At 68.5% G+C, this 13,339-nt stretch carries 10 protein-coding genes and 1 pseudogene; 6 read left to right on the forward strand and 5 right to left on the reverse strand.

Annotated elements, in window-relative coordinates:
* Positions 1-36: 36 nt before the first annotated feature.
* The 3 genes and pseudogenes from K9D12_RS07580 to K9D12_RS07590 form a co-directional block, all read left to right on the forward strand.
* A pseudogene (locus tag K9D12_RS07580) lies at positions 37-1,257 on the forward strand (MFS transporter); the annotation flags it as partial.
* 124 nt (positions 1,258-1,381) lie between these two features.
* Positions 1,382-2,719, forward strand: a complete 1,338-nt coding sequence (locus K9D12_RS07585) for a M20/M25/M40 family metallo-hydrolase (protein WP_225911051.1) — start codon at positions 1,382-1,384, stop codon at positions 2,717-2,719.
* Between the two features lie 5 nt (positions 2,720-2,724).
* Positions 2,725-4,155 (forward strand): MFS transporter, encoded by a 1,431-nt coding sequence (locus tag K9D12_RS07590; protein WP_129664133.1) that lies wholly within the window; start codon positions 2,725-2,727, stop codon positions 4,153-4,155.
* Positions 4,156-4,227: 72 nt separating this feature from the next.
* Here K9D12_RS07590 and K9D12_RS07595 read toward each other — a convergent pair whose 3' ends face one another.
* Both K9D12_RS07595 and clpB read right to left on the reverse strand, forming a co-directional pair.
* Positions 4,228-5,112 (reverse strand): universal stress protein, encoded by an 885-nt coding sequence (locus K9D12_RS07595; RefSeq protein ID WP_047310481.1) that lies wholly within the window; start codon positions 5,110-5,112, stop codon positions 4,228-4,230.
* 131 nt (positions 5,113-5,243) lie between these two features.
* Complete coding sequence (gene clpB, locus K9D12_RS07600) at positions 5,244-7,883, reverse strand: ATP-dependent chaperone ClpB (protein ID WP_047310482.1); 2,640 nt, start codon at positions 7,881-7,883, stop codon at positions 5,244-5,246.
* A gap of 330 nt (positions 7,884-8,213) precedes the next feature.
* Here clpB and K9D12_RS07605 point away from each other — a divergent pair, with 330 nt between their 5' ends.
* Positions 8,214-10,052: an ABC transporter ATP-binding protein gene (locus tag K9D12_RS07605; RefSeq protein ID WP_223059856.1), complete on the forward strand. Its 1,839-nt coding sequence runs from the start codon at positions 8,214-8,216 to the stop codon at positions 10,050-10,052.
* 257 nt (positions 10,053-10,309) lie between these two features.
* Here K9D12_RS07605 and hchA read toward each other — a convergent pair whose 3' ends face one another.
* Entirely contained in the window at positions 10,310-11,161 is an 852-nt protein-coding gene (hchA, locus tag K9D12_RS07610; protein ID WP_223059857.1) for a glyoxalase III HchA, read from the reverse strand.
* A gap of 211 nt (positions 11,162-11,372) precedes the next feature.
* Entirely contained in the window at positions 11,373-11,996 is a 624-nt protein-coding gene (locus K9D12_RS07615) for a DUF2382 domain-containing protein (RefSeq protein WP_129664127.1), read from the reverse strand.
* 129 nt (positions 11,997-12,125) lie between these two features.
* On the opposite strand from K9D12_RS07615, the gene K9D12_RS07620 reads away from it, so the two are divergent.
* The gene (locus tag K9D12_RS07620; RefSeq protein ID WP_129664125.1) at positions 12,126-12,590 is read left to right on the forward strand and encodes an SRPBCC family protein; all 465 of its coding nucleotides are present in this window, start codon (positions 12,126-12,128) and stop codon (positions 12,588-12,590) included.
* 79 nt (positions 12,591-12,669) lie between these two features.
* Here the strand turns inward: K9D12_RS07620 and K9D12_RS07625 are convergent, their stop codons facing one another.
* Positions 12,670-12,951, reverse strand: a complete 282-nt coding sequence (locus tag K9D12_RS07625; RefSeq protein WP_047310487.1) for a hypothetical protein — start codon at positions 12,949-12,951, stop codon at positions 12,670-12,672.
* Between the two features lie 90 nt (positions 12,952-13,041).
* On the opposite strand from K9D12_RS07625, the gene K9D12_RS07630 reads away from it, so the two are divergent.
* Complete coding sequence (locus tag K9D12_RS07630) at positions 13,042-13,305, forward strand: hypothetical protein (protein WP_118914607.1); 264 nt, start codon at positions 13,042-13,044, stop codon at positions 13,303-13,305.
* Positions 13,306-13,339 lie beyond the last annotated feature (34 nt).

Consider the following 13,339-nt stretch of genomic DNA (forward strand, 5'->3'; position numbering starts at 1 on the left):
TGAAGTGCGCCGCCGTCCACGGGCGCGCCTGGCGGAACGCTTGGCGACATGTTCGGTTGCCGCCGCAGCCTCCTCCTCGGCCTCAGCGCCTTTGGCGCCGTCAGCCTCGGCGTCCTCTTCATCGACGCGGCGTGGCAGCTCGCCGCCATCCGCGCCCTGCTCGGCATGGCGGCCGCCTTCATGGCCCCCGCCACGATGTCACTCACCTTCCGCCTCTTCGACGACGACAAGCTGCGCGGCAAGGCGATCGGCCTCATCGTCACCGTCGCGATGATCGGCTTCGCCATCGGCCCGGTGCTCTCGGGCCTCGCCGTCGAACACAAGAGCTGGCACGTCCTGCTCCTGCTCAACGCGCCCGCCGCCCTCATCGCCGTGCTCGGTGTTGCCTGGGGCATCCCGGCCGACGAGAAGAGCGAACTTCGCACCGGCAGCCTCGACACCGTCGGCGCCTTCTTCTCCATCACGACGCTCGCCGTCGGCCTCTACTCCTTCACCCGCGGCGTACAGAACGGCTGGGCCTCGACGACGACGCTCACTTGCTTCGCCGTCGCCATCGCCGCCGGCATCGGCTTCTACCTTGGTGAGCGCAGCGCCGCCAATCCGATGGTCGACCTCAACCTGCTCGCTCGCCCCACCGTCCGCGGCAGCGCCCTCATCCAGACCGCCGTCATGCTCGCCATGGTCGGCACGATGTACGGCACCTCGCAGCAGTTCCAGTTCGCCTGGGGTTGGAGCCCGGTCGAGGCCGGTTTCGCCAACCTGCCGTTCGTCTTCGCGATGCTCGCCGCGTCGCCCTTGGCCGACAAGCTCATCGCGACGATCGGTCAGCGCAAGACGTCGGTCTTCGGCGGCTCGATGGCCGTGCTCGGCCTCGTCGTCATGACGTTCGCCGTCGCGCAGAACTTCATCGCCATCGCGGCAGCCACGATGATCCTCGTCGTCGGCGTCCGCTGCACCATGAGCAGCGCCGCCCTCGCCCTCATGGGCGACCTGCCCGACGACCAGACGTCCTTCGGTGCCGCGCTCAACGACACCGTGCAGGAGCTCGGTAACTCGGTCGGCGTCGCCATCATCGGCACCGTCATGGCCATCATCGTCGGCATCAACCTTCCCGGTGGCCAGTGGCCGCAGGCGCTCGTCGACAACTTCATCCACGACGAGCAGGTCAGCTTCGCCATCATGGCCGTCGTCGTCGCCGGCTTCGTGGCCCTGGGCGCCCGCTCCCTCACGGACTCGAAGGCCACCGACGAGCACTGAGCCACGACCCCCTCACGATGTTGAGCGGTGAGCGCGACACCGATGCCGCGCTCACCGCTCAACATCGTCATGGGGTGGGGCGGTTTCGGCACGGGGCGCCGGGCCTCGGTCGTAGCGTGAGCCTATGTCGAACCACGACCCTGCCCAGGCGATGACGGACGACGACGCGGTGGCCGCTTTCCGTGCCGCGTTGCGCCACCCGACCGTCGCCGGAAGCGCCTACGACGCCGCGGTGTTCAGCGCGTTTCACGAGACGCTGCGCTCGTCATTCCCCTTGCTGTTCGCCGCGGCGGAGTCGGTCGAGGTGCCGGGCGACGCTCTGCTTCTGCGCGTCGGCGGAACCACCGACGCCGATCCGCTCGTCCTCATGGCTCACCAGGACGTCGTCCCGATCGAACCGAGCGACACGTGGACCCACCCGCCCTTCGACGCCCATGACGACGGGGAGTTCCTCTGGGGCCGGGGAACACTCGACGACAAGGGTTCCCTCGTCGCCATCTGCGTGGCGATCGAGCGGTTGCTCGGCCGCGGGGTCACGCCCCGTCGCGACGTCTGGCTCTCCTTCGGCGCCGACGAGGAAGTCATGGGTCATCACGCCGCGGCCGCCGTCGAGGCATTGCGGGCGCGCGGCGTCACGCCGTTCCTCGTGCTCGACGAGGGCGGCGCCGTGGCCTCCGAGGTCTTCCCCGGCGTGACGAAGCCCGTCGCGATGATCGGCGTCGCCGAGAAGGGCACGGCCGATCTCCGGCTCGTCGCACACGGCGACGGCGGGCACGCCTCGACCCCGAAGACGGGCGGCGCCACGGCGAAACTGGCCCGCGCCATCTCGGCACTCGACGCCAACCCCGCCCCCGCGCGGCTGACGCCGACCGCCGTCGCGATGTTCGATGCGGTCGCCGAGGTGGCGGCCCGCCCGCTCTCCCTCGTCCTGGGCCGGATCGGGTCGGCGAGCGGCCTCTTCGCCCGGGTTCTCACGCGCCTCGGCCCCGAAACCGCCGCCATCGTCCGCACGACGCGTGCCGTCACGATGCTCGAAGGCTCCAAGGCCCAGAACGTCATCGCGACCACCGCGACAGCCGGCGTCAACATGCGCATCAGCGTCGGCGAGAGCCTCGACGAAGCGGTGGGCGCCGTCGAGCGGGCCGTCAGGCCCCACGCACAGGTCGAGCTCATCGGCGGCAGCGGGCCGACGCAGGTGGCGCCCGTCGATCACCCCGCGTTCGAGACGCTGCGCCGCGTGACACGCGAGGTGCTGGCCGACGCCCACGTCGCTCCCTACGTCATGAACCAGGCCACGGACGCCCGTCACTTCCACGCCGTGTGGCCGCACGTCTATCGCTTCACCCCGTTCCATATGTCGAAAGCGCAGCGCGAGAGTCTGCACAACGTCGACGAGCGCATCACGCGGGCCTCGTGGCTCGAGGGCGTGCGCTGGTACGAGCGTCTCGTCGAGGAGGCCTGATTCCCGTGGAGCTGAGCACGCGATCGGGCGGCGACGTCGTTCCGAAGATCGCCGCCGTCGTCGGCTTCCTCGTCGTGGTGGAACTGACGTCCGGCGTCATCCAGGGCTACTTCACGCCGCTCTACACCGATATCGCGCGGCATCTGGGCATCCACGACGCCGATGTGAACTGGTTCGAGGCGGCGCAGTTGCTCGTCTCCGCGGTCACGGTGCCGGTGTTGGCGCGCCTCGGCGACATCGTCGGGCACAAACGCGTGCTCCTGCTCTCCAGTGCGATCACGGCGTGCGCCGCATGGGGCGTCGCCTTCGCGCCGAACTTCTGGCTCTTCCTCATCGCCTGGGCGCTCATGGGGCCGTACGTCGTGTGGCTGCCGCTCGAGATCGCGCTCGTTCACCGGCGCACGAAGGGCGATAGCTCGCGCACCCGGACGGCTGCTGCCGTGCTCGTCCTCGCGCTCGAGGTCGGCGTCATCGCAGGAGCGCTGACGTCAGGCGCCCTCCAACCGGTGATCGGCATGACGGGTCTGCTCGCCATCCCGGCAGTCGCGATCACGGCGTGCTTCGTCGTCATCTGGTTCGGGGTGCCCGAGACGCCCCCGACGGGCTCGCACCGCCTCGACCTGCCGGGTGCCGCGCTGCTGTGCGGGTTGTTGCTCGCCGTCATGGCCGGGCTGATGCTCGTGCGCTTCGTCGGGCCGGGAAGCCCGTGGCCGTGGTTGGCCCTCGTCGTCGGAGCCGGCCTTGTCGTGCCGTTCGTGCGCCACGAGATGCGCCACCCCGACCCGGTCATCGACGTACGCCTCCTGCGTGAGCGCCGTCAGTTGTCGGTGCAGCTGGCCACCGGCCTGTTCGGCTTCAGCGTGCTCGGCGCCCAAATCCCGCTGTCGACGTTCGCCCGCACCGACCCGGACGTCACGGGCTACGGCCTCGGCGCCAGCGCGGGTGGGGTCTCGATGCTCATCGGCGGCTACGTGCTGTCCATGGGGCTCGGTGCCGTGACGGCGCCCGCGCTCGCGAAGCGGCTCGGCGAGTTCGGCGCGTTGGCGGTGGCCGCGTGCCTCGTGGCGCTCGGGTACGGGCTCAACGTCGTCAGTCACGGTTCGGTCGTCGGCCTGCTCGTCAACATGATGATCGCCGGAATCGGAAGCGGCGCCCTCGTGGCGGCGCTCCCGGTGGCCGCCGCCGGTGCGGCACCGGCGTCGCACACGGGCCAGATGACGGGGCTGACGAACATGGCGAAGACGGTGGGCGGCGCGATCGCGTCCAGCATCTTCGCCCTGTGCCTGGCCTCGGCCGGGCAGACGGAGGACGTGGGCGACCACGCGCCGCTGGGCGGCTACCTCGCCGTCTGGGCGATCTGCTCGGCCACGGCCGTCGGCGCGGCCCTCCTGCTGTGGCGCGCCCGCCGAGTGAGCGGTGGCCCCGAACCCCAGTGATGCAGAAAGTGACGGTTGTGCACGAAATATCGTGCACAACCTCCACTTTTCGCGGTCAACCAGGCGTCAGCCTCAGCGGGCGTCGCTGCGGGGAACGATGATCATCGGCACCGGCAGAGCGGCGAGCATGCGCGTGGCCGACGTGCCGAGGAACGTCGTGCGCCCGCGCGCCAGGCGCGAGGAGCCGACCATGAGGGCGGTGCGCTCGTCCCAGTCCATCTTCTTGACGGCGTGCTTGAGCGAGCGGCCCTTGCCGACGCGCGTCGTGACGTCGGCGCGCGCACCGATGCGCTTCGCCGCATTAGCGAGCACGCGCTCGGCCTCGTCGAAACCGTCGACGTGCAGCTGCTTGTCGTCCTTGAGCGAGACGAGCGAGACGAGGTCGAGCGGCAGGCCGACGCGGGCAACACCCTCGGCTGCCTCGAGCACGATCTCCTGCGCGCCCGGGCGCGGGCCGATGGCCGCCGACAGCGACGCGAGGGTGTCGAACTTCGACTTGCGGTAGTTACGCGGCGCCATCGCCACCGGAACGGGGCTCGCGTGGAGCAGACCCCCGACGATGGGGTTCGTCGCCACGGCCTGACCGGGGCCGGAACCGGCACCGATGACGATCATGGCCGAGCCGAGCTGCTCGGCGGTGCGCAGGATGCCCTGCGTGATCGACGTGTCGTGCGCGACGTGCGTCTCGACGTTGACGTCCTTGTCGACCGACTTCGCGGCCTTCTTCAGCCAGCCGCGGGCCTCCTTCTCCACCCCCTTCTCGAAGCTCGTGTCGCCGATGGCCAGCGTCGCCGTGTGCGTGGGGTGGTGCACGACGTAGACGATGTCGAGTGTGGCGTCGAAGGTGCGCGCCAGCACGGAGCCCAGCTTGAGGGCGTCCTGGGAGCGCTTGTCGCCACCCCAGGCGACGAGGTAGCGGGAGCCGCCCGCGGGCACTGCCGAGTCGTTGTTTCCCATGATTCGAACTTACCGCCAATCGGGTGGGATTGGTCCCCTCCCAAGGGTGCTCCCCTGAACGAGAAACCGTGGCCGACACGAAGAGAGGCGGCGGCTCCCAGGGGAACCGCCGCCTCTCGTGAGGGAACGTGTCAGCTCACGGCACCGGGCACGACCTTGAGGCCCGTGACCGGAGCCTCCATACCCGCCGGCGCCTCGACACCCTCGGGCATCTTCAGCGCCTCGCCGCGCTCGACGTCTATGACGACGTTCTGCCCGTCGAGCACCTCGCCGCCGAGCAGCGCGCGCGCAAGGCGGTCGCCGATCTCCTTCTGCACGAGTCGGCGCAGCGGACGTGCGCCGTAGGCCGGGTCGTAACCCGTCGCGGCCAGCCACTCGCGCGCGGCCGGCGTCACGTCGAGCGTGATGCGGCGGTCGGCGAGGCGGCGGCTGAGCGACGCCACCTGCAGTTCGACGATGTGCGAGAGCTCGTCCTGCGTCAGCGGATCGAAGATGACGACCTCGTCGAGACGGTTGAGGAACTCGGGCTTGAACTGCCCGCGCACCGCACCCATGACGGCGTCACGCTTCGCGTCCGGGCTCATCGTCGGGTCGACGAGGTACTGGCTGCCCAGGTTCGAGGTCATGACGAGGATGACGTTGCGGAAGTCGACCGTGCGGCCCTGACCGTCCGTGAGGCGTCCGTCGTCGAGCACCTGCAGCAGGATGTCGAAGGTCTCGGGGTGAGCCTTCTCCACCTCGTCGAGCAGCACGACCGAGTACGGGCGACGACGCACGGCCTCGGTGAGCTGACCGCCCTCTTCGTACCCGACGTATCCGGGCGGCGAGCCGATGAGGCGAGCCACCGCGTGACGCTCCGAGTACTCCGACATGTCGATGCGCACCATGGCGCGCTCGTCGTCGAAGAGGAAGTCGGCGAGCGACTTCGCGAGTTCCGTCTTACCCACACCCGTCGGGCCGAGGAAGAGGAACGAACCGGTCGGACGATCGGGGTCGGCGATGCCGGAGCGCGAACGGCGCACGGCGTCGGACACAGCCTCCACGGCATCACGCTGGCCGATGAGACGCTCACCGAGGAAGTCCTCCATGCGCAGGAGCTTCTCGGTCTCGCCCTCGAGCAGGCGGCCTGCGGGGATGCCGGTCCATGCTGCGATGACCTCGGCGATGTCGTCGGCTCCGACCTCCTCGGAGACCATCGGCGCCTCACCACCGGCCGTCGAGCTGGTGGCCTCGGCCGCCTGGGCCTCCTCGAGCTGCTTCTCGAGCGTCGGGATGTCGCCGTAGAGCAGCTTCGACGCCGACGCGTAGTCGCCCTCGCGCTGCAGCCGCTCGGCCTGCGTGCGCAGGTCGTCGATCTGAGCCTTGAGGTCACCCACCTTGTTGAGGCCGGCCTTCTCCGCCTCCCAGCGCGCCGTCAGCGCGGCGAGTTGCTCCTCGGTGTCGGCGAGGTCGGCCCGCAGCTTCTTGAGCCGGTCGACGGACGCCGGGTCGGTCTCGTTCTCGAGGTGCAGCTCCTCCATCTTGAGACGGTCGACGCTACGGCGCAGCTGGTCGATCTCGACCGGCGAGGAGTCGATCTCCATGCGCATGCGCGATGCGGCCTCGTCGATGAGGTCGATGGCCTTGTCGGGCAGCTGACGGCTCGTGATGTAGCGGTCACTCAGCGACGCCGCGGCGACGAGCGCCTGGTCCGCGATGGCCACCTTGTGGTGCGCCTCGTAGCGCTCCTTGAGCCCGCGCAGGATGGCGATCGTGTCCTCGACGCTCGGCTCACCGACGAACACCTGCTGGAAGCGACGCTCGAGCGCCGGGTCCTTCTCGATGTTCTCGCGGTACTCGTCGAGCGTCGTCGCGCCGACGAGGCGCAGTTCGCCGCGCGCGAGCATCGGCTTGAGCATGTTGCCCGCGTCCATCGACGAGTCGCCGCCGGCGCCCGCGCCGACGACCGTGTGGATCTCGTCGATGAAGGTGACGATCTCGCCGTCGGAGCTCTTGATCTCCTCGAGAACGGCCTTGAGGCGCTCCTCGAACTCGCCGCGGTACTTGGCTCCGGCGACCATGGCGCCGAGGTCGAGCGAAATGAGGCGCTTGTCGCGCAAGCTCTCCGGCACGTCACCGGCGACGATGCGCTGCGCGAGGCCCTCGACGACGGCCGTCTTGCCGACGCCGGGCTCACCGATGAGCACCGGGTTGTTCTTCGTTCGGCGGCTGAGCACCTGCACGACGCGACGGATCTCGCTGTCGCGGCCGATAACCGGGTCGAGCTTGCCCTCGCGGGCGACGGCGGTGAGGTCGGTACCGAACTTCTCGAGCGCCTCGAAGGTGCCCTCCGGGTCGGCGTTCGTCACCTTGCGCCCGCCACGTGTGCCCGGGATCGCAGCCTCGATGCCCTCGGCGTCGAGCGACGAGAAACGGCCGGTGCGCGCGAGCGCGAGAAGGATGTGGTCGGTGGAGGTGAACGAGTCACCCATCGACGACATGATCGTGCGCGCCTGCTCGAGGATGTTGAGCAGTTCGCGGCTCATGCCCGGCTGTCCGACGCTGGCGCCGCTCGAGCTGGGGTACGTGGCGAGCACGCGGTCGGCCTCCGCCGTGACGGCGGCCGGGCTCGATGCCGAGGCCTCGAGCAGGGGACGCGTCGTCGTGTCGGTCTGCTCGACGAGCGCCTTGAGCATGTGGGCAGGCTCGATCGACGGGTTGCCCGCCGTCTGCGCTGCGGTGACGGCGCCGGAGAGGGCCTCCTGCGCCTTCGTGGTTAGTTGAAGATCCATTGGCTGACTCCTTGCCCTTGAAACGTGTGCGATGCGTGCTGCTTTCACCGTGTCACTGGGAACAGTTCTACTGGGTGCAACACTGCTTGTCATCGTCAACGACAGGAAAGTTGAGCCTATTCCACTCAAGGCTGCCGCCAGTGCGGCGTTTCTCCACCAACGACACGGTCACCGACGTCGCTGCCGGTTCGCTGCTGCGAGATGCGGACCTCGACGAGCCAGGGAGGCGACGCCTGATCGGAGCCCGCGAGCCCCCGCAACCATCCTCGCGGCTCGCGCCGGACGATTGACGCGATTTCGGGTTGTCACACCCCGGTGAGACTCTGAACTGTGCGCAGTCTCGGCAAGATCCTCTCCTCCACACGCGTGTTGTGGCCCTCCTACGTCGCCATCCTCTTCACCTCGGTGCTCATCACCGCAACGGCGTTGCTCATGCCGTTCATCATCTCGGGTGCCACCGACGAGGTCGTCGATGTCGTCAAGGCGGGTGGGCACACCGACGGGCATGTGAAGACGATCGTGTGGTTCGCCGTCGCGCTACTCGTCGCTGACCTCGCGAACACGTTCATCAGCAACATCGGCGGGTACATCGGTGACGTCGCCGCGGTACGCATGCGCCGCATCCTGTCGACGCGTTACTTCGAGAAGCTGCTCACGCTGCCGCAGAGCTACTTCGACCGTGAACTGACCGGCACGATCATCAACCGGTTGTCGCGCAACATCTCCGAGACGACGCAGTTCCTCAACATGTTCGCGAACAACTTCCTGCCGATGTTGCTCACGACGTTCGCGGTACTCATCATCTCGGCGGTCTACTCGTGGCCACTCGCGCTCTTGCTGCTCATCGTCTTCCCGGTCTACATGTACCTGACGACGCTCACGAGCAAGAAGTGGCAGGTGCTCGAGCAACAGAAGAACGAGCAGTTCGACATCGCCGGCGGCCGCTTCGCGGAGGTCGTCGGGCAGATCCGCGTCGTCAAGAGCTTCGGCCAGGAAAAGCGCGAGCTCACGTCGTTCGACGACCGGTACGCCAGCACCGTCGCGACCACGCGCGTGCAGTCGCGCTACTGGCACCTCATGGACGCCGCCCGCCGCGGCTCGCTCAACGTCATCTTCTTCGGCGTGTACGCCATCGTGTTCGTACAGACCGTGCGCGGCGTCTTCACCATCGGCGACATGGTGCTGCTCATCCAGCTCGTCAACATGGCCCGCCAGCCCGTCATGATGATGAGTTACCTCGTCGACTCGGGCCAGCGCGCCGTCGCGGGCAGCCGCGACTACTTCAAGGTGCTCGACGAAATGCCCGAGCGTGACATCGCCGCCCTCGCTGCCGACGATGCGCCGGCGTCGCGGGCGAGCAGCGCGACGGCTCGTGGGAGCGTCGACGGCCGCGACGACACCGTGATCGAGTTCGACGACGCGACCTTCGGCTACGACGACGATCGCGCGGTGCTCGAGCACATCGACCTCTCCATCCGACACGGTGAGCGCATCGCGTTCGTCGGCGAGTCGGGCGGCGGCAAGACGACGCTCATCAGCCTGCTGCTCGGCCTCTACCGCCTGCGCGAGGGCCGCCTCAGCGTCTTCGGTCGCGACGTCGACGAGACGCCGCTCGCGCAGCTGCGCTCGGACTTCGGCGTGGTCTTCCAGGACAGCTCGCTGTTCAGCGGAACCATCCGGGAGAACATCGCGTACGGGCGGCCCGACGCGAGCGAGGAAGAGATCGTCGACGCCGCGAAGCGCGCAAACGCCGACATCTTCATCCGCCGTTTCGACGACGGCTACGACACGACGATCGGCGAACGCGGCCTCAAGCTCTCGGGTGGGCAGAAGCAGCGCATCGCCGTGGCGCGAGCGATGCTCAAGGACGCCCCGATCCTCATTCTCGACGAGGCGACGAGCGCGCTCGACACGAAGTCGGAGCGCCTCGTGCAGGCCGGCCTCGACGAGCTGATGGAGGGGCGCACGTCGCTCATCATCGCGCACCGCCTCTCGACGATCAGCACGGTCGACCGCATCGTCACGCTGCGTGACGGGCGCATCGACGAGATCGGGCCCCCTGAGGAACTCGCCGTCTCCGGCGGCATCTATGCGGAGCTTTTGGCCCTGCAGGCCTCGGGGCGCAAGACCGACAAGAAGCGCCTCAAGGAATACGACATCGCGGGCTGACAAGAACGGAGCCGGCGTGGGCACCGCAGCGGAGCGAGGATGTCCGCGCTGGCTCCGGGCGCAGGCAACCGCGTCATGTGATCGCGGGCTGACAAGAACGGAGCCTGCGTGGGCACCGCAGCGGAGCGAGGATGTCCGCGCTGGCTCCGGGCGCAGGCAACCGCGTCATGCGATCGCGGGCTGACAAGAACGGCTTGGGTGGTGGGACCGGAGCGAAGCGAGGATTCCACCACCCAAGCCGGGCGCAGACGATCGCGTCAGGAGACCGTGCCGGTGAGGTGCTCGACGGCGAGACGGCCCAGCGCATTCGCGGCCAGTGGGCTGTCGCCCGTGAGCAGCTTGCGGTCTGCGTGAACGGCACCGGTCATGTCGTCGTTGACGAGCGTGATGCCCTGAGCGCGCAACGCCTCACCGAGCGCCCAGGTGAGCTTGCCCGGCAGGTAGCCGATCTCGACGTTGGCGCCCTCGTCGAGAGAGTCGGGGAACACCGCGATCGAGTAGCCGTCGAACGGTGAGGAGCCGTTCTCGCTGGCCGCGAGCAGCGCAGCCGGACCGTGGCAGAGGGTGATGACGTAGCGGTCGACGTCCAGTGCCCAGCGCAGCGCCGCGCCGACGTTCTCGTCATCCTGAAGCGAGATCATCGCACCGTGACCGCCCGGAATGAAGATGGCGGCGTACTCGCTGTCGGCGCCCAGCTCGTTCTTCACGACGTCCGCGAGGTTCTTCGGGTTGCGGATCTTGGGCAACAGGGTCTCGAACGCGTCCTTGACGGCGTCGTCCTCCTTGGGGAACGCCCAGTACTCGAACTTGCCCATGAGCCCGGACGGCGTCGCGATCTCGATCTCGTACCCCGCCTCGCTCAGGTGCATGAGGGGTACGAGCGTCTCGATCGGGTGGTTGCCGGTGCTGAACAGCGCCTCGCCCTCGACGGGCAGGTAACGTTCATCGACCATGACGGCGAGGATCTTCTTCGGCCCCTCGGTCACGGTGTGCTTCTCACCGCCGTCGAAGTCGCTCTTCGCCGGGACGTACTGGCCCAGGGAGTACACCGAGGGGAAGTACGCGCCGTGCTCGGCCTCGTCGGCCTGGGGCTTTTTGGACTCGGACATGGTGTGACCTCCGGATCAGGTTGAATCGTGCTCAGGCTCAACGCCTCTGCTGCTGAACTATTCCAGCGGTACCCCGGGGCACGATGCCCTGTTCGTGCTGGGTGCGGCGCTTCCCGTCGAGGGCGCGCCGCTCACGTGCGACCACGTTCCCGCCGTGCGGGGCGACGGACGACGAGGCGCAATCGTGGACCACCGCCTCCCGTCCTCCGTGTCAGCGGGTGACGTCGGGGTAGGTGTCGCCGTCGAGGTCGAAGTCGACGACTTCTCGGCGCACCGTGTCGGTGTAGGTCATGTTCTGCGTCTCGCGGTCGACGCTCAGACGCAGCCGCTCGACGGCGTACACCTCGGTGCTGATGACCGGGCGCTCCTCGTGCAGCACGACGTCGTAACCGTCGGCCTCTGCCGAACGGCGGGCTCCGGAGCGCTCGCGTTCGTCGCGCTGGCCGTCGTAGACCTCGTCGCGTGAGTCGGAGCGCACGCCGTCAATGGCATCGTCGTCCCGGCCTTCGGCCTCGCCGTAGGCGCCGGCGGGGGTCTCCTTCGAGCCGTACGGCATGCCGCCGGTGCGGTCCTCGATGCGCGGCTCCCAGTAGGACGGAGGCAGATCGAGCACCTCCTCGCTGCCGTCGTCGTAGACCCGCACGAGGTCAGCCACCTCACGGCGCACGGGCAGCGTCACCGTCAGTTCCTCGACGATGATGCGCTTGCGCACCTCGACCCGCCCCACCTCGTAGCGTTCGACGCCGGGCGTCAGGCGCTCCTCGTGCAGCACCATGCCGTCCGCCTCGTCGCGGCGCCCGTCGAAGGGGCGCTCGACGCCTCGCTGGTCGCTCATCTGTGACTCCTTCGTCCGTGGCGCGGTGCGCGCCACCCGGTTTCACGTTCACGCTACCGGAGCGGTCGAAGGCACGCTCCCCTGCGGCCCCCCCTTGCGGAGCGCTGCCGAGTGAGAAAAGGTGAAGGCATGACTGACAACCAGAAGATCACCGTCACCCGCACGATCGAGGCTCCGGCCCAGAGCGTGTTCAACGTGCTCACCAACCCGGCCGAGCACGTCAAGCTCGACGGCTCGGGCTTCATCCGCAGCGTCGACCACGGCGACCGCATCCAGAAGGTCGGCCAGGTGTTCACCATGAACATGGAGGGCGAGCACATGGGCGGCGAGTACCAGACCGACAACCACGTCACCGGTTACGTCGACGACAAGCTCGTCGCCTGGCAGACGGCGCCGGCCGGCACCGAGCCGAAGGGCTGGGAGTGGATGTACGAGCTCGACGCGAAGGGCCCGAACGAGACCGAGGTGACCCTCACGTACGACTGGAGCAAGGTCACCGACAAGGAACTGCTCAAGAAGGTGCACTTCCCGCTCGTCCAGGAGCACGCGCTCGAGGAGAGCCTGCAGAAGCTCTCCGAGCTGGCCGCAAGCTGACGCCTGAAACGCACAACGCGAAGCGCCGCACGCCCGAAAGGGGGTGCGGCGCTTCGTCGCGTCGGTCAGCGCGCGTCGGTCAGCGGGTGGGCTGCTGCGCGGGGTTGTCGTCGAGCCAGCCGCCGTTCTCCTCGGCCAGTTTCTCGAAGCGCTCGGCGAGCGCCTGCGCGACGGCGGAGGCGGCGTCGTCGATCGTCGCCTGACGCACGTAGACGCCCCAGTCGTGGTCTTCGTCGTCCTCTTCACCGGCGAGCGCCTCGCGGACGACGCGCACCTCGGTGAAGTCGTCCTCCTCAAGCAGGTCTTCAGCGATCTCGTCGGCGATCTCGCGTTCGGGGAAGATCATGAGGTACTCGGTCATGCCACCACTGTGCCAAGCGAGCTCGCCGATTGCCACAGGACGCGCCGCCGGTAGATTGGGCGGCGTTCCCCCACTCAAGGAGTCCCCCGAATGACTTGGGCGTTCGTCATCGCGCTGATCCTTCTCGTGCTCGTCGCGCTGAGCAACTTCGCGCTGCAGAAGCGCGTGCGCCAGCTCGAGCAGGAGGTGACCGATCTGCGCAGCGGCCAGGACATCTCCCAGCGTGTCAGCTACCTCGTGAACAACGGCCGCGAGGTCGAGGCGATCGCGGTGTACCGCAAGGCCACCGGGCTCGGTCTCGTCGAGAGCAAGAGCGCCGTCGAGGTCATCGCGAGGAACAACCCGCAGATCTGACGACGACGGGCGCCCACCCGTGACACGTCGAGCG

The organism is Dermacoccus sp. Tok2021 (genome assembly GCF_019895135.1).
Classification (GTDB): Bacteria; Actinomycetota; Actinomycetes; order Actinomycetales; family Dermatophilaceae; genus Dermacoccus; species Dermacoccus abyssi.